Below are 19,622 nucleotides of genomic sequence, written 5' to 3'. Positions count from 1 at the left end.
CCTTATAAGACGAAGATTACATGAATATTATGCGGCTATTCTATGGATTCATATTCACTTGGCTGTGTGATTAGAAGCCACTCAATACCCCATCAACCGCAACAAATTCTCCGCTGTCTCAATCGCTTCTTTCCTATTGGCAATATTCAACTTCTGATACAAATTCCTAATATGCGTCTTGATCGTAGTCCCTGCCACGTCCAGTTCTTGTGCGATTTGTTCGTTGCTGAAGCCTGAATAGATTAAGTTTAGCACTTGCCATTCGCGTTGGGTGAGGGGGCTGGTGCGGATCAGTTCTGGGATGTTGGGGTGGTTGACTAGTTGGTTGACGAAGTCTTCGTCGAAATGGACGGCGCGGCTGCGCTGTTTATTGCCGATCTCTTTTAGGATTTGTAGGGCGCGGTGGCGCTCTAAATCGGCTAGGTGGCCTTTGTTGACCAGTTTTTCTAAGAGTTTATTGATGGATGCGCCGTCTACGATGAAGTTGCCTAGCATGCCGGTTTGGTTGGTCATGCTGAGGGCTTGTTGTAGGTTTTCGCAGGCTTGCGCTTCGTTGTTTTGTTTGATGTTGAGTACGGCTTCTACAATCAGATTGCGGTTGGTGTCGGTGACTAAATGATGCTCGCGGGTTTGTTGCTGTAGCTTGGCGATAGTTTGGCTCGCTTCGTCTAGGCGGTCGCAGGCGATTTGAGCGCGGGCGATATTACGCAGCTGTAATTGGTTAAAGTGGTTGGTGGCATCTTTTGGATGTTCGGTTTGTGCTAGCCAGTTGTGAATGGCGTCAATGTCGTTGCAGGCTTGCCAATAGAGCAGCTGCGAGAATGACGCATTCGCTGACCAATCTACGTGGTAGTTGGACTCGGCAAGCAGCTCGTCGATGTTTTTTACAAAGCGTCCTGCTTTATCTAGCTCACCGCGACCTAGTGCGATGCGGGTCAAGATAGCGTAGTTGTGTAGGTGTCGGCTTTCTTGATTCGCCAACACTTCGATACCTTTGTAGGCGGCTAATTCGGCTTCATCAAGGCGGTTCCAGCACCATAGAATATGGGCGCGGGTTCTAAGCAAATGTTCGTGTAATGGCACTTGTTGGAAGTGATGCTCTTCAATCACTTTAAAGGCTTGGTCTTGAAGCTCGAATGAGGCTTGAATGTAACCTTGCGCGGTTAAAATCTCGCTTTGCTGAATCAGTGCCCATAATACGTGGTGATACACTTGATACTGACGTGCCAGCTTTTCGGTTTGTTGCATCATAGGTAGCGCTCGGTCTAAGCGTCCTAATACATGGTTGACCTCACCAATTACTGAAGTGCCAACGATGCGGCTTCTAAAGTCGTTATTGTCTATTTGGCTAAGCGCCAGTTCGGCCAATTGCAGCGCTTCTTCTGGATTGCCTTTGTTGATGGCGACTTGTGCGCGCAGGGCGTTCACTTGTCCTTTATCTTTAACTGATAGCTCGATGTTTCGTTTTGCTAGCTCGTCTTTTGCTTCTGCGAGCAAATCCCCAACAATGGCGAATCTGTGCTGGCTTTGTGCAAGCCAAGCGCGCAGTAGGGGCAGTTTGGCGGTTTTATATAGCTGGTCGGTATCAAGCTCTGCGATGGCTTTTTCTAATGTGGTGAGCTCGCCATTGTTGAACATTCTCCAGCCGTGCTCTTGCATGATGTTAGAACACAAAGTGGAATCTTTGGCTCGCTGAGCGTGCACTAAAGCTTCGGTTGGGCGACCTAATTTAAGCCATGATTGCGCGGCCAGAGTTTGCAGCTGCACTTCATTTTGCGGCATGTGCGTCAGGCGTTGATTAGTTAGAAACTCGCTAAACAAATTGTGGAAGCGATACCAGTTATTTTCGGTGGAACTGGTAGTTAAAAATAGGCCAAATTTATTCAGGCTATTTAGCATTGCTAGAGCATCATCACGCTGGGTGACATCAATAATTAACTCATCGTTAAAGTGATTAAGCACCGAGCACTGCATTAAAAATTCTTTGGTGGCACTATCGACAAAATCAAACACTTCTTCGGCAAGATAATCCCATAAATGGGTGTGATTAAAGTCGTTAATACTGCGCAATGATTGCTGAATGGGTTTGTTTTGTTGCAGTGCTTGCACCGCAATTAACTGCATGGCTGACGGCCAACCTTCGGCGTAAGAGCGCACTTCGTTGGCGGTAGATTCGTCAATTTCTTCTTTCATTCTTAGATTAAAGAATCGAGTCGTCTCTTCTAAATCAAAGGCTAACAAGTCATCGTTAATTTCAATCATTAAGTCGCGCACCCGCAGGTTGGCGGTGCCCAGTGGCGGGTTGGAGCGACTGGTGACCACAACGGTGAGGTTATCTGGCATGTGCTTGATGAAAAAGCGCATAGCCTCATGGATCTCTTCGTTGGTGATTAAGTGGTAGTCGTCAAAGACCAAATACGATTCGTGTACGTTATTGGTCAATTCGGCAAAAATCTCGCCAAATAGGGTATGTAGCGATGAATATTGGCGTTTTTCGATGAGGGCTTGTGAATTGCTACAGGCGTTATCGGTGGCTTTGTTTAAGGCAAGGATGAAGTAGTTAATAAAGCGGTTGCTGTCGTTATCGCTTTCATCAAGGTTGTACCAACCGACATGGGTTTTATCGGACAACCATTGTGCGGCCATGGTGGTTTTGCCGTATCCAGCAGGGGAGCGAAGCAAGACGAGTTTATAAAAAGGGGCTTGTTGCAGTAAATCCAATACACGAGGGCGAACAATTGCATTATGTAAACGACCAGGGCGAGTGAGCTTCGAAGGGATCCACATGTTTACGTACCTATTTATTTTACTATTGGATAGTCAACTTTCGTCACAGTGCTAAATACAAATAACATTTTTACTGCGAGTGATAACCTTATATACCAATAAATTAACCTTATGCTTTTGATCCTGCTATTTATTTGTCTACTATTCCTCAATTTCTATACTCTACGCCTTAAATTTGTGACCGAGATCTAATCTGTCCCTGTTTTGAGTAAGGCAATTTCTCAGGCTTGCACAATTTTGTAGAAAAAACGTCAACTATTAAAAAATAATTACGATCTAAGTCTCATTTAAAATCATTAATTTAATGCGTCAGATCTCATATTGATAGCTGATGAATTGTCAGTATTACATTTGTAGTGTGATTTATATCTCGTTGAGCGCGTGATTAGCCATCTATAGTGAGACTTTGCTCAATAAGTCATTTTTCTCTCCCCCCCTACGCCCCTAGTACTCCTCCTTCTCCTCCTTGCTATAGGAGGATGAAGCCTTGTGGGCGTTAAAGGATGATGGGTACAGACGGAAATTACTAATAAAAGATGAGAGTTCCTTTATGAAACCAGCTCAACAAAACAAATTTGATAAAAAGCAATTTCAAGCAAACGTTAAGAAACACCTTACTGCGACCTACGCTACAACAGAAGAAAACGCTTCTACTCGTCAATGGTATTTGGCTATGGGCCAAGCCCTTGCTGAATTTACAACCCTTGATCTACTGCAAACCGAAACCGATAAGAAAATCACTGATGCAAAAAGTGTTAACTACTTATCACTAGAATTTCTTATTGGCCGTCTAACGGGTAATAACTTGATCAGCATGGGTCTGTACGAACAAGTAACGGATGCTATGGGTGAGCTTGGCTTTAACCTAACAGACCTTCTTGAAGAAGAGCGCGACCCATCACTGGGTAATGGCGGTCTAGGTCGTCTAGCAGCTTGTTTCATGGATTCATGTGCAGCTCAAGAATTCCCAACTGTGGGTTACGGTCTGCACTATGAATACGGTCTATTTAAACAATCATTCAAAGAGGGTGCTCAGCAAGAAGCGCCTGATGCATGGCGCGGCATTGAAGGTTATCCGTGGGAGTTGGTTCGCCCTGAGATTGCACAAGAGATTGGCTTTTACGGTTACGTAGAAGTGGTGATGGAAAACGGGGAAGAAAAACGTCGCTGGGTGCCGGGCATGACAGTGAAAGCGATGCCTTGGGATCTGCCAATCGTCGGTTACGAATCAAATACGGTATACCCACTTCGCTTGTGGGAATGTCAGGCTATCGCACCTTTCTCTCTAGAAAGCTTTAACAACGGCGATTACTTTGAAGCTCAGCACTCACTTATCGATGCGGGCAACATTACTAAAGTGCTGTACCCGAACGACAACCACGAGAAAGGCAAAACTCTGCGTCTAATGCAGCAGTACTTCCACTCGGCAGCGTCTATTCGCGATATTTTACGTCGTCACGAAGCAGCCGGTCACGCACTGGTTGATCTTCCTAAATACGAAACCGTACAGCTAAACGATACTCACCCAACCATCGCTATCCCAGAATTGATGCGCATTTTGGTGGATGAAAAAGGATTTGGCTGGGAAAAAGCATGGTCTATCTCAACTAAGACATTTGCTTACACCAACCATACTTTGCTTCCAGAAGCATTGGAGACTTGGTCAGAATCGCTAATTCAACGTCTGCTTCCTCGTCACATGGAAATCATCTACCGCATTAACCACGATTTCCTAATGGAAGTACGTGCTAAATGGCCGGGCGATGTCGATAAGCAACGTAAACTTTCTATTATCCAAGAAGGTTTCCACCGCATGGTGCGTATGGCAAACCTATGTGTTGTGGGTTCATACGCAGTCAACGGCGTAGCGGCATTGCACTCAAGCTTGGTTAAGAAAGATCTATTCCCTGAGTTTGATGAGCTTTATCCAACACGCCTACACAACGTAACGAACGGTGTGACGCCTCGTCGCTGGTTGAAGTTCTGTAACCCAGGTCTTTCGGCTTTGATCACTGAAAAAATTGGCGACCAATGGCCAGCACATTTGGAGCAGCTATCGGATATCTCTGCATTTGCAGAAGACAAAGCGTTCCAAAAGCAATACATGGCAGTGAAAAAAGAGAACAAACAGCGCCTTGCTAATTGGGTGAAAGAGAACATGGATATCGAGCTTGATACCAATGCAATCTTTGATGTGCAAATCAAACGTCTACACGAATACAAGCGTCAGCACCTAAACATGCTGCACATCTTGTCTTTGTACCATCGTTTACTGAACGAACCTGATTTTGACATGGCTCCACGCGTGGTGTTCTTTGCAGCGAAAGCAGCGCCGGGTTATCACCTAGCGAAAGAAATCATCTACGCGATCAACAAGATTGCAGAGAAGATCAACAACGACACTCGCATTGGCAACAAGCTGAAAGTGGTATTCATGCCGGACTACCGCGTAAGCCTTGCAGAAATCATCATTCCTGCATCTGATGTGTCTGAGCAAATCTCTACCGCAGGTAAAGAAGCATCAGGTACTGGCAACATGAAGATGGCGCTAAACGGTGCCCTGACTATCGGTACTATGGATGGGGCAAACGTTGAAATCCGTGAAGAAGTGGGTGATGAAAACATCTATATCTTTGGTCTAGATGTTGACGGCGTGAACGATATTCGTGCTCGTGGCTACAACCCATTTGATTACTACAACGCTGATCATCTACTAAAAGCCTCTATGGATCTTCTACTAGGTGAAGAGTTCACCCCAGGTGAACCAGGCAAGCTTCGCGCGACATTTGATAGCTTGCTCGATGGCGGTGACCCTTACCTATGTCTTGCTGATTTCGCCTCTTACGTGAAAGCGCACGAAGAGATGGGTGAGCAGTATAAAGACCAATCGGGTTGGGCTAAGAAAGCCATTTTGAACACGGCATTAGTCGGCAAGTTCAGTTCAGACCGTTCAATTCGCGATTACGTGAACAACATCTGGAAACTAGAGCCTGTTCATCGTTAATAGTGCTATTCATCCTAGCTCTGCATTGCAGGGCTAGGATGATGAATTGAAAAACGAATAACGACTCATGCGAGTCAAGTAAGGGAAAGTAGCGCTTATTGTTGATTTAAGCGCGTCGTTTCCGATACCAAATTTACAAGTTTGAAGGCGTGTTTCGTCTTCGGAGAGAGCGATGAAAACACAATCCGCATTAAAAAAAGTCGCCGAAATGGCTCGTATTGCCGATAACTATGTCAGCGCGTGGGGAGAACCTGCCAACGTTGAAGATGAGACTATTGAGCGTTTACTTGCTGCTCTTGGCTACGATACCAGTAGTGACGAAGCACTGCTTAAATCTGCAGAAAAAAAACATAAGAAAGATGTCTTGGCGCCAGTGCTAGTGGTTCGTGATGACGAATCAGTAGAAGTGGAACTAAATTTGGGTGTCAGCGCTCGCGAAAGTGAGTTTGCGTGGCGTCTAGAAACCGAACAAGGTGAAGTTCTTGAAGGCTATTTGCAATCACAAATTGTCCGAGATGATCGCAAACAGGGCGGGCCGTTGGTGTTTGCTTTGCCGGCAGATATAAACTGGGGTTATCACAAACTGTTAGTGACGCGCAAACGTCGCAAAGCACCGTATGAAATGACCTTAATCATTACCCCAAAAGCGTGTTTTAAACAGGCGGATATTGAGCAAGGCAAAAAGCTATGGGGCCCAAGTATTCAGCTTTATACCCTGCGCACTCCGCACAACTGGGGTATTGGTGATTTTGGTGATTTAAAACAGCTAGTGGGTGATATTGCCGCTCGCGGTGGTGATTTTGTCGGTTTAAACCCAATTCACTCTCTATTCCCAGCAAATCCAGAAGGTGCTAGCCCATACAGTCCGTCTTCGCGCCGCTGGTTAAACATCATGTACATCGACGTAAGCTCGGTGCCTGAGTTTGCGCTAAGCGTACAAGCACAGCAAAAAGTTGGCAGTGCAGAGTTTCAACAGCGTTTGCAAAAAGCGCGTGAAATTCAACATGTGAATTACAGCGAAGTTTCCGCTCTTAAAATGGCAGTTCTGCCGCTATTGTTTGCCGAATTTAAAGCCCGTCATTTAGATAAAAACACTGAGCGTGCGCAAGCTTTCTTGAGCTTTGTCGCAGAGGGTGGCGATAGCCTGATGCATCAAGCGGCCTTTGATGCGATGCATAAAACGCTGCATGACGCTGACGATCAAATGTGGGGTTGGCCTGCTTTTCCTGAAAAATATCGCCGCTTTAATAGCGCAGGTACGCAACGATTCATTAAAGATAATAAAGACTTAGTCGATCTTTACATGTACTTACAGTGGATCGCGGATACGCAAATTAATGAAGCACAAGCTTTAGCCCAAGAAAAAGGCATGACCTTAGGTTTGTACCGTGATTTAGCGGTTGGCGTTGCTGATTCTGGCTCTGAAACTTGGGCTGATAATGGCAATCTCATTCTTGATGCGAGTATTGGTGCTCCGCCTGATATTTTAGGGCCTTTGGGACAAAATTGGGGGCTACCGCCTCTTAATCCACAAACATTACAAACAACAGCTTACGAACCGTTTATTAAGTTGCTGCGCGCTAATATGAAACATTGCGGCGCACTGCGTATTGATCATGTATTGGGTCTACTACGCCTATGGTGGATCCCTAAGGGTGAGAACGCGACCAAAGGTGCTTACGTCTACTACCCGGTAGAAGACATGCTGGCTATTTTGGCACTTGAATCTCATCGTTACCAATGTTCGGTTATTGGTGAAGATTTAGGAACTGTGCCTGATGAAATCGTCGGTATTTTGCGTGATGCAGGTGTTCATTCTTACAAGATTTTCTTCTTTGAAGATAATGATGCTGGGCACTTTATCGAGCCAACGCAATATCCAGAGCAATCTATGGCTGCCTTGTGTACGCACGATATGCCAACCTTGCGCGGTTTCTGGCATTGTGATGATTTGAAGTTAGGTAAAGAGCTAGGTTTGTACCCAAATGAAGAGCAATTAGCGCGTTTATTTGATGAGCGTCTTGAGTGCAAGCAGGGCATTTTAAATACCATTCGTCACAATAACCCGCAGTTTTTGTCGCCAGGTATTGGTGATAATGCGGCTTGGGTTCCTATGGACAACTTCCTTGCTGAAGGCTTACAACTGCATGTGGCGGCGGGAGCCTCTTCGCTACTTAGTGTGCAGTTAGAAGATTGGCTAGAGATGGATAAGCCTGTGAACATTCCGGGCACTGTGGATGAGTATCCAAACTGGCGACGCAAGTTATCGGTTAATTTAGATGAAATGTTTGGGCGCGATGATGTAAATCATATAGCAAAACGATTGACCGAAGTTCGTCAGCAAGCTTCAGAAAAATAATGATGAGAGATTTGGGCGGCTTGGTTTGTTATCTAGCTTGTTATGTATAGCTTCATATATATAGCTTTATCTATATAGAAACACGCTGCTCAAATGTTCTTTTTCTATCTTGATACAGTTTCAATAGAACTGATATGCCCGCATCGTGCGGGCATTTTGCACTTTCTTGAACTTACCGGCTCAGTTTGATAATCGTTAGTGGTGTTGCAGTGAGTCGATGGCGATAGACACAAAATATGCAAGTCATTATGTCAAATCAAATGTTTTTAAAGTGTATGTTTTTGTTAAGAATATAGCTTAGTGGCAATAGTATCGTTAAGATGGATAAAAAATGGCTAGGATGAGAGTTGGCTGCTTTCACCAAAAAAATTATAAATAGAATTAAATATCGAAGGAGATTGGGCGTGGACAAGCCTCAAGATAAAATCAAAAGTGCTTATCAGAAATTGAGTCAGGCGGCATTAACTGACCCATTTTCAATATTGGGCCCGTTTATTCGAGAAGAAGGTCGTTACCTAACGGTTTGGATGCCGGGCGCTCATCGAGTCGAAGTGATTATTGGTGACGAACGTATTGAATTAGTTCGTGACGAAATGGATGCGTTTGTGTTGACACAAGAGCGAGATCTTACCTTTACTCACTATAAACTGGCAATTGACTGGGGCGACGCTGAGCAGATCATCGATGATCCGTACCAGTACCATGCATTGTATGAAGAGTTTGAGAATTTACATACTCCAAAAGAGATGTACAAATACATGGGTTCTCAATTCATCACTCTAGAGCGTGATGGAAAGACAATTTCTGGTACTCGTTTCTTAGTTTATGCACCTCACGCTCAAGCAGTCAGTCTTATTGGTGGTTTTAACCAATGGGATGGACGTCGTCATCCGATGCAACGTCTAGACTATGGTATTTGGGGCTTATTTGTTCCTGAATTGCCAGAAGGCTCTCAATATAAATTTGAGATAAAAGGCCCCAATGGTGAGAGTTTGCCACACAAGCAAGACCCATGGGGATTCCAGCACGAACAACATCCATCGTTTGCTTCTGTAACTTACGATCAAACTAAGTACCAATGGCAAGATGACGCATGGCAAACACGCCCTGTGACCGAAAAACGCAAACAAGCGCTTTCTTTCTACGAACTGCACGCAGGCTCTTGGAAACGCAACGCTGATGGTGAGTTTTTAAATTATCGTGAGTTGGCTGAACAGCTGATCCCATATCTGGTTGATCTGGGCTATTCACATGTTGAATTAATGCCGATTTCTGAGCATCCGTTCTACGGTTCTTGGGGTTATCAACCTATCGGTTTATTTGCGCCGACCAGTCGTTTTGGTACGCCAGATGATTTCAAATACTTTGTAGACCAGTGTCACCAAGCAGGCTTAGGCGTGGTGCTAGACTGGGTTCCTGCGCACTTCCCGTCAGATGATCATGGCTTGGCAAACTTTGATGGGACGCCTTTGTATCACGATCCTGATCCGCGTCGTGGTTGGCACCAAGATTGGAATTCGTATATTTATGATTTAGGTCGTGAGCATGTGCGCCGCTTTATGGTGTCAAACGCACTGTTTTGGTTTGAGCATTACCATATTGATGGTATCCGTGTGGATGCGGTGGCTTCAATGTTGTACTTAGATTATTCACGCAGTCACGATCAATGGTTACCTAACCAAGATGGTGGCAATGAGAACTACGATGCGATTGCGACCTTGAAGTGGATGAACGAAGAAGTGTACAAACACTTCCCGAATGCCATGACAATCGCTGAAGAATCAACGGCTTTCCCTGGTGTATCGGCACCGACCTTCTTGGGCGGTTTAGGCTTCGGCTTTAAGTGGAATATGGGCTGGATGCACGATAGCTTGTCTTATATTCAGCAAGATCCTATCCACCGTAAATACCATCACAACACGCTAACTTTCCCATTGATGTACGCACACAGTGAGAACTACGTATTATCTTTGTCGCATGATGAAGTGGTGTACGGCAAAGGCGCAATTCACGATAAAATGCCGGGTGATGAGTGGCAAAAAACCGCCAATTTACGTGCTTATATGGGCTACATGTACGCACAGCCAGGTAAAAAACTGAATTTTATGGGCGCTGAATTTGGTCAAACCGCCGAGTGGAACCATGACGATCAATTACAGTGGTTCTTGCTTGATTATGAACGTCACCAAGGGGTACTTAACCTCACCCGTGACTTGAATAAGTTATATCAGCAAGAAACAGCTCTGCACGCGTTAGACTATGATCCAAAAGGTTTTGAGTGGCGCTTGCAAGATGAGGCGGAAGCCAGTGTGCTAGCGCATGAGCGCATTGATGAAAACGGTGAACGTGTGCTGGTGGTGACTAACTTCACGCCTGTACCGCATCATGATTTCCGTTTAGGTATCCCAAATGAATCTAGCTACGAGCTGCTACTAAACACAGATGACGCCAAGTACCATGGCGCCAATGTTGAAGTGCCGACGAGCTTGAAAACAGAGAAGGTGGAAAGCCAAGGTCTAGAGCAATCTATTCATATGGTATTGCCACCATTAGCGACTGTATTCTATAAAAAGAAAGCGTTATAAAAGGGCAAGTGAACCTTTAAATCACTTGTGACTGCGGTAAAGAGCGGTAAGAATAGCGCAGTAACGAGTGTATGAAAGGTCAATTTATAATCTCGGGCAATCATTATGAATGTCCGAGATTTTTTACGTCTATAGTAAGTATAAAGCCGAAGATTTTTCTATTTGTTGATGATTATACGGTTGATTTTGTTGTTTCTTAAAGGATACTATTAGGTAAATAATTTGTTAACCCAAAGCGTTTATCAAGTAGTGTATGATTGAGTTTGTTACAAAATTGCTCAATATTCACTTGAGAGTTCCGCTGTAGGGTTTAACAATGACGCATCACCTTTAGTGTTTTTTGAGAATGGAGTCTTATGATCACTTCCCTTTACGCCGCTGTATTAGCTGTTTGGATCTGTTACTTATCGATACAGGTAATTAAACAGCGTCGCAAGCATCAGGTTTCCCACTCTGACGGACAAGTAAAAGAACTGGCTATTGCTAGGAGCGCGCACAGCAACGCCACTGAATACATTCCCATTGGCGTATTATTATTGATGCTTGCCGAGTTTAATGGCGCATCACTGTGGCTGATTCATTTGTTGGGTGTGGTGTTTATCGTTGGGCGTGCTGCGCACGGTTTTGCGGTGCTAAACGGCACAATGCAAGGTCGTAAATATGGCATGATTGCCACATTTGCAACCATTGTGGTACTTGCTGTGCTGAACGTATTGCAAGTGTTTAGCTAACGCTTTTGTTTGGGGCTTTTGCTTAATTTAGTTAAAGAGATAAATGGCTCTGATACAGATCCTTTAGACGCTATAGATGCGTTACTATTTTCTATGCTTTAATAGCCCATCCACATCAGTTCATCATGAGTCAATATGAGCGACAAAATCTACTTTAATACCTCTCAGAAATTTAACTTGCGTCGCTCTTTGGTCAATGCGGGAACTCGTATTCATCACCGCGTTGCTCCTAGTCATGCGCGCAAGTTAGCAAGACAACTTTTACTCACTCCGGTGCGTAGTGCGCCGAAGAATCCGCAACCCGAGGCGATGCTTCAGGGGAAGGTGAAATCAGCGCATGGCGATTTAACCACTTATACGTTAGGTGAAGGCCCGTTATGGGTGTTAAACCACGGCTGGTCGGGTACCGCCAATCAGTTTTTCCCGTTAATGGAATTTATAGCTAAGTCTGGTTTCACCGCACTTGCGTATGACCAACCTGCGCATGGCAGTAGTGGCGGGGCCTATGGGCATATTCCTGCATTTGTAGAAGGCTTAGAAGCCATTTTAGACAGTGTTGATGAGGTGGCTGGCATTATTGCGCACAGCATGGGCACCGCTTCGACGATTGAGTGTAAACATGTTAAAGCAAACCAGTGTCCTTTGTTGCTGATTGCGCCGGTACTTGAGTATTTGGATAACCTATTTACTAGCGTGAAGCGTTCTGGGTATTCAATGAAATTGTTTGAAGAGGTGGTTGCTGAGGTGAGTGCCGAATATCATTACCCAATTGCGACTATTGATCCTTACGGCAAGTTGAAACTAAGGCAAACACCCACCTTGATCGTGCACGATGAAGGCGACCGATTTACTCGTTTTGATGTGTCGCAGCGTGTTTCGCAACAAGCAGAAAAGGTCACTTTGATCGCCACCACAGGTTTGGGGCATGGCCGAATAATGAAAAGTGAGCCTGTGCAAGAGGCTTTTTTACAGTTATCGAATCGCTAATATAGATGATATTAAAAAAGCACCGAATGAGCTAAATGCTGATTCGGTGCTTTTTCCTGCGCTAGTTCTGCTCACTTACTTAGTGTGATTGGTATAACGCCTAACTATGAGTCGATATAAGGGTTAACCCGGATGACCGTCTTTTCTTGGCGTCGCTAGCATTTTAGCGAATTTTAATAGATACATACCAAAGCTAATCATCCATAACACAGTCGCCACATCAAGCAGTTGCATCATGTATTGTGGGAATAGACCCACGCCAACACTTCTTACTAGCGCTGATAAAATCAAAGAGATAAAGGCAATGCGCATTTGTGGGCCTTCATAAATATTACGTCCAGTATGGCCCATAGTTACACGAGTGATCATAGCTAAGATCAAACCCGCTAAAGCGCCAATGGCAAATAAGTGCAGTGAGGTGTGTGCCAACCACGCGTTTGTGGTCAAGCCTTTAAGTAGCAAGTAAGCTGGAATACAAGCATAAGAGGCGTGCAGAGACCATACTAGAGGCTCACCAAAGGTGGTCCATGGTTTCCAACGCAATACTTTAATCAGTTGGAATACACCCGCCCAGATAAACAATGGCGTTTCTAATTGGCTCAATGTCAGTGGGAAGAAACTCAATACAAAGAGCAGAACAAGCGGCAGGTTACCGGCTAATTCAACCCATAGAATAGGGGTAGGTTTTTCAAACTTCATACGAAGTGAAGTAAAGAACGGAATTACACGTCCACCCATTACTGATAGCAGTAACATAAACCACCACAACATGGCTTGCCATACTGCGCTAGAGGTAAATGGTGCTACACCTTTAATGGTTGCGTAGCTGGCAAAGTTTGCCACGATAGCCAGTAGAAATAGCGGTACAAAAAATAGGTTTCTCCAACCTTTTGATTTAAATACGCGAATAGCCACTTCGTAAGCCACAGCCAATAAGAACAGGCTCTCAATAATAGAGATCACCCACAGTGGTGTTGCAGTCCAAAATAGGATGCGCGGCGCCAACCACAAAGCCACAATCAAGCCTAAACGTGAACCTTTAGTGCCGTTTACTCCAGTCCAGTTTTGTACTGCTGTCAGCACAAAGCCCGCTACGATTGCCATTGAGAATCCGAATAGCATTTCATGAGCGTGCCACCAAAGGGCAGGAGCGGCTAGTGCGTTAGGTTGACCATTTTGATAGGCGTAGATCCAAACTGGGATGGCAATAAAAGCGTATAACGCGCCTAATAGAAAAAATGGACGAAACCCTAGTCTTAGCAATGGTGTGATTGCTTCTTCTTTTGCTTTGTCGGTAATGTTTAACATGCTAAAACCTTAAAGATGTAAATTAGATGCAACTTTAAAATACAGAGGCTGATAATGCAAGTATAGTTAGGTTTTATCTGAGAGGTGTTTTATAAGAAAGGGCAGTGTCTATTGAGCGTTAAACTCGTCGGGATATTGTTTTATTATCATAAAAACAATGTGTTACTTTAAATTGGTTAGTTTTTCCTATTATATGCAACCGCCGAAGAAATGTATGTTTCCATAAATTCAACCAATTGCACTCATTTTCCTCACGCAATCAAACTCAGGTGCAATTGGCATTTATAGGGTAGGTGATCGAACTTTTTATTAAGCGCAGAGCGGGTCTTGGCAATGTCCTTTGGCGCGATAGACTGTTGCTGGTCTAGGTGCATATCGATATCAATGCGTAGCTCCCCACCGACTTTGGTGACTGCGGCAACCGTAAGATCAACATCGCCATCGGCGGGTAAATCCGTCACGCACTGATGCACTTGCGAACATAATTTATGGTCAGCGGTCATATTTAGCAGTTCAGATAGGGCTTGTTTGAGCATCATAGCCGGAACTTTTAAAAAATAGCCGGCCATTAACAGCATCATTGCAGGGTCGGCATACACCGCATAGGCCGCAAAAGGTGTTTTGAGCAATAGCCAAGCACTAATAAAGCCGACTAACACTGCAATACTGATTAAGGTGTCCATTTGCCATTGTTTTACTTCAGCGGCAATAAGTCCTGAGCCAATGCGCTCATTCTTGCGAGCAATAAGCGCCCAACCAAAGGCGCAACCAATCACGTTGATAAGGCCAAATAGGGTTGCGACAAAAGTATTGATTTCATGGCCGCCACTTAATAGATCGTCAATAGCGGAATAGATAGAAATACACACTAACGCCAAAATGACGGTGGCTTTAATGGCAATAACAATAGGTTCAAGAGCGGCTAGACCGTGCGGAAAACGTGTTGATGAAGGGCGAGCGATTAAGGTGGCGGCAAGCAGTGACAATAAAGTTAACACTAGGCTAATTAAAGAATAAGCCCCATCAAAGATGATAACCATTGAGCCAACCCAACTACCAAGAGCAATGCCACCAATGGCAAACCCTAGAGTTAACAAGGCTGAATAGATTAAAATATCACGCTCAGAGGACGTTTCCCTACCACTCATAACAAACCTTTCTACAAATTAGTTATTTGCATTGTTCGTTAGCATGCTGAGTTTTTCAACGCACGAATACTGTTTAACAGCATTGAAAGAGGCTGGCAATAAAATAACCTGTTAAATATCAAAGTGTTATTACACCTAGTGAGTGTCAATAATATTGACACTCACTGCTGTAGTTAGAAATCAAACAGATAATCACTGAGTTTATCGCACAGCCATACCATACCTGGGTGAGCTTCCATGCCAGATGAGGTAAACATGCAAAATTCTTCTTGGGTGAGGCCGTAAGTGTGTTTAATAACGGATAAGGTTTCGTTTCTAAGTAGATGACGAATTAACGGTTCAGGTAATACGCCCCATGCCGCTTCGGTGCGTATCGTGCTTAGAATGTAGTCAAAGCTAGAAAAGCCAATGTGTTTAAGGGAAAACGGCAGTAATTCGGGGTTATCTTTCTCGTTTAGGTAGGCCAAGGTCACTTGCATGGCATTGCGCAGTTGTTCATCGGACACTCGGCGCAACTGACCTAAAGGGTGATCCGCATTACACACCGACATCATGCGTATCTTGCCAATCGGAGTAAATTCGATTCTGGGGTCATCGACACGTTCATAATCGATACCAAAGGCAAAATCGACCTGTTTGGTTTCAACCAAGTTTGATAGATCGCCACTAGAGGCTAACACCGTATTGAAGGTGGTGGCAGGGTATTTGTTATTTAAACGGTGTGATAACTCTTGCCATGTGGCATCGGGTATAGCGTCATCTCTAGCAATCCAAACCTCGGCGGTAAAATCTCCGCGAATATGTTGGCAGGTTTGTTTAATGCGTGAGGCGGTCACTAACATCGCTTCGCAATCTTTGAATATCGCCTTGCCGGCTTCAGATAGCTCAAGGTTATTGCCACTGCGGATAAATAGCGCAGTCGCTAGCTCTTTCTCTAAGGCTTTGATTGCCATACTGAGCTTAGTACGGTTACAGTTTAATTGTCTGGCGGCTTCGGATACGGAGCCGTGTTGCGCGACCTGAACAAAGGCATCAATATGAGAAAGATTCATTGGATCTCTTTTGCAAATATGTAAATATCCAAACTACCTGATTGGATGCTGAAAAATCAAGCAAGGCATGATCTAAAGCTGATATCTCCTTGTATTAAAGGTAATTTGGTATCTTTTTTTATCAAGATTTGCTTTACTCAGCTTAAGAAACAGTTTTAAGGATGGATAGTCACATGGTGCACAATTGGGATGATTATGCTACTGAGTGGGAAGCAAACCCAGCAACCACTCAATTTTCAGACCTAGTATTTGCTGAACTGCAAGCGCTTCATTCATTGCAAGGCGCTAACGTATTAGATTTTGGTTGTGGTACTGGCTTATTGAGTCAACAAATGGCTCCTTTGGTGCGCAGCATCGTTGCTCTTGATGCTTCAGAAGCGATGATTGAGGAGTTGGATAAAAAGACCTTGGCTAATGTAGAGCCAGTGGTTGATTACTTAACTCGTGGTTTAGTGGCACAGCATCCAGCCTTTAGAAAACAATTTGATCTTGTTGTGGCCTCATCCGTGTGTGGTTTTGTGGCAAGTTTTCAAGAAACGGCAACCATTATTCATTCCCTATTAGATGAGCAGGGTATTTTTGTTCATTGGGACTGGTTAAGTGAGGATGGTAGCGACGGTTTAACTCAAGAATCGGCGCACACTATGCTGCATAGCGCAGGCTTCAACGATATCGAAATTTCAATCCCATTTGAGATTACATTGGCTGACGGCACATCAAAACCAGTATTAATGGGTGTGGCGTATAAGTAACCAGATAACTTTAGGGCTTGTATCTTTTCATTAAAAAAGAGCAAGTCCTAAGGGTTTAACCAAGCATTCGATCTTCTTTTGAATTATTCAATTTATATACGGTGATTATGTATATCGTATATACCAATATCCTACTTCAAAATACCTATTTTCGCTCAATTAAAGTTAACTTTTTATCGCGATTATTCTTGTTATTTCTAGCCGAAATATTGCAACCTTATTCTAGATAATAGCGACTGATTTCTATCTTAAAATCATTTTCCTGATTTTCCATTACTTCTATTAATCCGCTTAATAAAGGTAACTGCTTTAATAATTAAAGTAACAAATGCTGCATAACATACATAATGTGTGATCTATGCACGCTTTTTATTTGGTTTATTAAAGAAACGTTACTACGCTTTTACAAAAGGCAATCTGTAATTCTGGCCATTATATAGCGCATTGTTTTATATATTGACTAAAAATCAAAGGAGGTGAAAGGGTATTTATCTTCTGCAGTAAATTGCTGAAAGCAAATGAGCGGTTAGCAATTTTCATATAATCATAAATAAATCGATTAAGATTTTCGATATTAACAGTGTTTTAAAACAGCTTACAAAACTATACATACTTTTATACACATATCTTTATACACATAGGTAAACGGAAAGACATTATGAAAAAGACAGTATTAGCAAGTGTAATTGCAGGTATCGCATTTAGCGGTCAGGCTTTCGCTGTAGAGTTGTATAATAATGGCGGTACTACTTTCTCCTTAGGCGGACACGTTTCTGTTGGTTTAGGTAATCCAGATTCAAATGATGACGCATATATTACCGATGATGATTTAGTCATTGAGTCTTTGTCACCTCGTATCAACTTTAATGCAACTCAAGACCTTGGTGGAGGCTTTACCGCTGACGCAAAGGGTGAGTGGCAGTTGAATATGCTTGAAGGCGGTGGAGAATCATTTAAAACTCGTTTGGGCTACATCGGTGTTACACACGACATGTGGGGTCGAGTGGTAGGTGGAACGCAATGGTCACCTTACTATGATGTGGGTGGTATTGCGGATTTGCCAATCGCGTTTGCCAATGACTTCTTATATGTTGATGGCGGTAATCTAGGTACGGCTCGTGCTGAAAGAATGCTCTCGTATCGTAAAGGCTTAGACTTTGATTCATTTGGCTTAGACTTTGGTTTAGGTTGGCAGGGGCAAAATGGCAACTACGGCGATCGTGCTCAGGTAACGGTGTCGGCTAATTTCAGCAAGTTTATGGTCGGTTATGGTTTTACCACTGGCTCTAAAACAGGCCAAAATGATGATGCAATGGCAAACCTTTTATCGGCTAAATATGGCAGCTACGGCGACGGTCTGTACGTAGCGGGTGTATATGAAATGGGCAGTAAGTTTTATGGTGATTTTGATACAACCAATATCGAAGCCATCGTTGCTTATGCATTGGCAAACAGCCTCAACTTCTCTGTTAACTATGAGAGCATTGAAGATGACGACAACAACGAAACTCAGTTGAGTCAGATGGCGTTGCAGGTTGAATATGACTTTACGCCAACATTTGTCGGCTACGCTGCTTATCAAATTGATTTGGGCGATGATATCTCAAGCGATGATGATCGCTACGCACTAGGTGTTCGTTACTATCTATAATTCTTTTTCTTAGAACATCTTTTGTCACCCCCATCAAAGCAGAGCTATTATTAGCTCTGCTTTTCTATTTGATACCAATAATTCGCTGGGCAGACAGCCAATTTTGATTGGGGGTTTTGTGTAAACTTGCTACAATTCGTGCCCTTATCTTTTTGTTCAAATTGACTCAACTTACAGAAGACCCCAATGACTACTGAAATCTACAAAGAATTTATGTTTGAAGCGGCCCACAAATTACCTCACGTACCTGATGGGCACAAATGTGGACGTTTACACGGACATTCATTTTTAGTTCGCCTTTATTTAAAAGGGGAAGTGGATCAACACACCGGTTGGATCATTGATTTTGGGGATGTAAAACAGAGCTTTAAACCGATTTATGACCGCCTTGATCATCATTACCTAAATGACATCGAAGGGTTAGAAAACCCAACCAGTGAAGTGCTGGCAAAATGGGTCTTTGAGCAAACTAAACCATTATTGCCGCTTTTGAGCAAAGTAGAAATCAAAGAAACGTGCACTGCTGGTTGCATTTACACGGGCGAATAACGTGTTAAAAATTAACGAGATCTTTGAAACTATCCAAGGTGAAGGCTTCTTTACCGGTGTGCCGTCTATTTTTATTCGCTTGCAAGGTTGCCCTGTAGGCTGTGCTTGGTGTGACACTAAGCAAACTTGGGATGTGTTGGAAGAGAAACAAACTGATTTTGGAACCATTATTGCTAAATCGGGCGATGATGAGTTTTGGTGCCAGCAGTCAGAACAAGATTTAGTGACTTATTGTTTAGCACATTATAGTGCCAAACATGTGGTCATTACCGGTGGCGAGCCGTGTCAGTATGACTTGTTGCCACTTACGACTCTGTTAGAAAAACACGGGTTTCGTTGCCAAATTGAAACCAGTGGCACCTTTGCCATTCAAGCAACTGCAAATACTTGGGTGACGGTTTCGCCAAAAATTGGCATGAAAGGTAAATTACCTATTCAAGCTAGTGCGATGGCGAGAGCCAATGAAGTAAAACACCCAGTGGGCACGCAATCGGATATTGAAGATTTAAAAGCGCTATTGGCAAGCAGTCAGTTACAGCCTAATACTGAGATTTTGTTGCAACCAATTAGCCAAAAGCCGAGAGCAACCAAGCTGTGCATTGATACTTGTATTGCCAATAATTGGCGTTTATCGGTACAAACGCATAAGTATTTGAATATCGCTTAGTTAAAGCTGAGAGTCGTCAAGTAGACAAAGAAACAGGGTCCT

General features: G+C 43.7%; 13 protein-coding genes. 9 read left to right on the top strand and 4 right to left on the bottom strand.

Translation table 11 applies throughout. The features are described 5' to 3' along the window. Nucleotides 1–81: 81 nt before the first annotated feature. The gene (gene malT / locus OCU38_RS16870; protein ID WP_261824611.1) at nucleotides 82–2,787 is read right to left on the bottom strand and encodes an HTH-type transcriptional regulator MalT; all 2,706 of its coding nucleotides are present in this window, start codon (nucleotides 2,785–2,787) and stop codon (nucleotides 82–84) included. Between the two features lie 550 nt (nucleotides 2,788–3,337). On the opposite strand from malT, the gene OCU38_RS16865 reads away from it, so the two are divergent. The 5 genes from OCU38_RS16865 (at nucleotide 3,338) to OCU38_RS16845 (ending at nucleotide 12,453) form a co-directional block, all read left to right on the top strand. Further along, nucleotides 3,338–5,791 (top strand): glycogen/starch/alpha-glucan phosphorylase, encoded by a 2,454-nt coding sequence (locus tag OCU38_RS16865; RefSeq protein ID WP_261824610.1) that lies wholly within the window; start codon nucleotides 3,338–3,340, stop codon nucleotides 5,789–5,791. 172 nt (nucleotides 5,792–5,963) lie between these two features. After that, on the top strand, nucleotides 5,964–8,150 hold the full coding sequence (gene malQ / locus OCU38_RS16860; RefSeq protein WP_261824609.1) for a 4-alpha-glucanotransferase: 2,187 nt from the start codon (nucleotides 5,964–5,966) through the stop codon (nucleotides 8,148–8,150). A 404-nt stretch (nucleotides 8,151–8,554) separates the two neighbouring features. Continuing rightward, nucleotides 8,555–10,735: a 1,4-alpha-glucan branching protein GlgB gene (glgB, locus tag OCU38_RS16855; protein ID WP_023404404.1), complete on the top strand. Its 2,181-nt coding sequence runs from the start codon at nucleotides 8,555–8,557 to the stop codon at nucleotides 10,733–10,735. Nucleotides 10,736–11,091: 356 nt separating this feature from the next. Continuing rightward, the gene (locus OCU38_RS16850; RefSeq protein ID WP_261824608.1) at nucleotides 11,092–11,466 is read left to right on the top strand and encodes an MAPEG family protein; all 375 of its coding nucleotides are present in this window, start codon (nucleotides 11,092–11,094) and stop codon (nucleotides 11,464–11,466) included. A gap of 135 nt (nucleotides 11,467–11,601) precedes the next feature. Continuing rightward, on the top strand, nucleotides 11,602–12,453 hold the full coding sequence (locus OCU38_RS16845) for an alpha/beta hydrolase (RefSeq protein WP_261824607.1): 852 nt from the start codon (nucleotides 11,602–11,604) through the stop codon (nucleotides 12,451–12,453). Between the two features lie 123 nt (nucleotides 12,454–12,576). On the opposite strand, the gene OCU38_RS16840 is transcribed toward OCU38_RS16845, so the two are convergent. The 3 genes from OCU38_RS16840 to OCU38_RS16830 form a co-directional block, all read right to left on the bottom strand. Then, a complete protein-coding gene (locus OCU38_RS16840) occupies nucleotides 12,577–13,761 on the bottom strand; it encodes an NnrS family protein (RefSeq protein WP_261824606.1) in 1,185 nt (394 codons plus the stop codon). Between the two features lie 251 nt (nucleotides 13,762–14,012). Further along, nucleotides 14,013–14,909, bottom strand: a complete 897-nt coding sequence (locus OCU38_RS16835) for a cation diffusion facilitator family transporter (RefSeq protein ID WP_023403479.1) — start codon at nucleotides 14,907–14,909, stop codon at nucleotides 14,013–14,015. 173 nt (nucleotides 14,910–15,082) lie between these two features. Then, nucleotides 15,083–15,961, bottom strand: coding sequence for a LysR family transcriptional regulator (locus tag OCU38_RS16830; RefSeq protein ID WP_261824605.1), 879 nt, complete (start codon nucleotides 15,959–15,961; stop codon nucleotides 15,083–15,085). A gap of 173 nt (nucleotides 15,962–16,134) precedes the next feature. Here OCU38_RS16830 and OCU38_RS16825 point away from each other — a divergent pair, with 173 nt between their 5' ends. The 4 genes from OCU38_RS16825 to queE all read left to right on the top strand — a co-directional run bounded on the left by OCU38_RS16825 (nucleotide 16,135) and on the right by queE (nucleotide 19,580). Then, nucleotides 16,135–16,713: a class I SAM-dependent DNA methyltransferase gene (locus OCU38_RS16825; RefSeq protein ID WP_261824604.1), complete on the top strand. Its 579-nt coding sequence runs from the start codon at nucleotides 16,135–16,137 to the stop codon at nucleotides 16,711–16,713. A gap of 658 nt (nucleotides 16,714–17,371) precedes the next feature. Next, nucleotides 17,372–18,364 carry a porin gene (locus tag OCU38_RS16820; protein WP_261824603.1) on the top strand — a complete coding sequence of 331 codons (993 nt, stop codon included), beginning with the start codon at nucleotides 17,372–17,374 and terminating at the stop codon, nucleotides 18,362–18,364. A gap of 186 nt (nucleotides 18,365–18,550) precedes the next feature. Further along, the gene (queD, locus tag OCU38_RS16815) at nucleotides 18,551–18,913 is read left to right on the top strand and encodes a 6-carboxytetrahydropterin synthase QueD (protein ID WP_023403483.1); all 363 of its coding nucleotides are present in this window, start codon (nucleotides 18,551–18,553) and stop codon (nucleotides 18,911–18,913) included. Between the two features lies 1 nt (nucleotide 18,914). Continuing rightward, nucleotides 18,915–19,580: a 7-carboxy-7-deazaguanine synthase QueE gene (gene queE, locus OCU38_RS16810; RefSeq protein ID WP_261824602.1), complete on the top strand. Its 666-nt coding sequence runs from the start codon at nucleotides 18,915–18,917 to the stop codon at nucleotides 19,578–19,580. The last annotated feature ends 42 nt before the right edge of the window (nucleotides 19,581–19,622 follow it).

Origin of the sequence: Vibrio neonatus, assembly GCF_024346975.1 — a bacterium.
Classification (GTDB): domain Bacteria; phylum Pseudomonadota; class Gammaproteobacteria; order Enterobacterales; family Vibrionaceae; genus Vibrio; species Vibrio neonatus.
Note: the sequence above shows the minus strand (reverse complement) of the source record. Positions and strands in the feature narration are given on the sequence as shown.

Excerpts from the sequence above, each read along its gene's own strand:
- OCU38_RS16820 (WP_261824603.1), top strand. The coding sequence starts at position 17,372 with ATGAAAAAGACAGTATTAGCAAGTGTAATTGCAGGTATCGCATTTAGC.
- OCU38_RS16850 (WP_261824608.1), top strand. The coding sequence starts at position 11,092 with ATGATCACTTCCCTTTACGCCGCTGTATTAGCTGTTTGGATCTGTTAC.
- OCU38_RS16840 (WP_261824606.1), bottom strand. The coding sequence starts at position 13,761 with ATGTTAAACATTACCGACAAAGCAAAAGAAGAAGCAATCACACCATTG.
- malQ (WP_261824609.1), top strand. The coding sequence starts at position 5,964 with ATGAAAACACAATCCGCATTAAAAAAAGTCGCCGAAATGGCTCGTATT.
- malT (WP_261824611.1), bottom strand. The coding sequence starts at position 2,787 with ATGTGGATCCCTTCGAAGCTCACTCGCCCTGGTCGTTTACATAATGCA.
- OCU38_RS16830 (WP_261824605.1), bottom strand. The coding sequence starts at position 15,961 with ATGAATCTTTCTCATATTGATGCCTTTGTTCAGGTCGCGCAACACGGC.
- OCU38_RS16845 (WP_261824607.1), top strand. The coding sequence starts at position 11,602 with ATGAGCGACAAAATCTACTTTAATACCTCTCAGAAATTTAACTTGCGT.
- OCU38_RS16865 (WP_261824610.1), top strand. The coding sequence starts at position 3,338 with ATGAAACCAGCTCAACAAAACAAATTTGATAAAAAGCAATTTCAAGCA.
- OCU38_RS16835 (WP_023403479.1), bottom strand. The coding sequence starts at position 14,909 with ATGAGTGGTAGGGAAACGTCCTCTGAGCGTGATATTTTAATCTATTCA.
- OCU38_RS16825 (WP_261824604.1), top strand. The coding sequence starts at position 16,135 with ATGGTGCACAATTGGGATGATTATGCTACTGAGTGGGAAGCAAACCCA.
- queD (WP_023403483.1), top strand. The coding sequence starts at position 18,551 with ATGACTACTGAAATCTACAAAGAATTTATGTTTGAAGCGGCCCACAAA.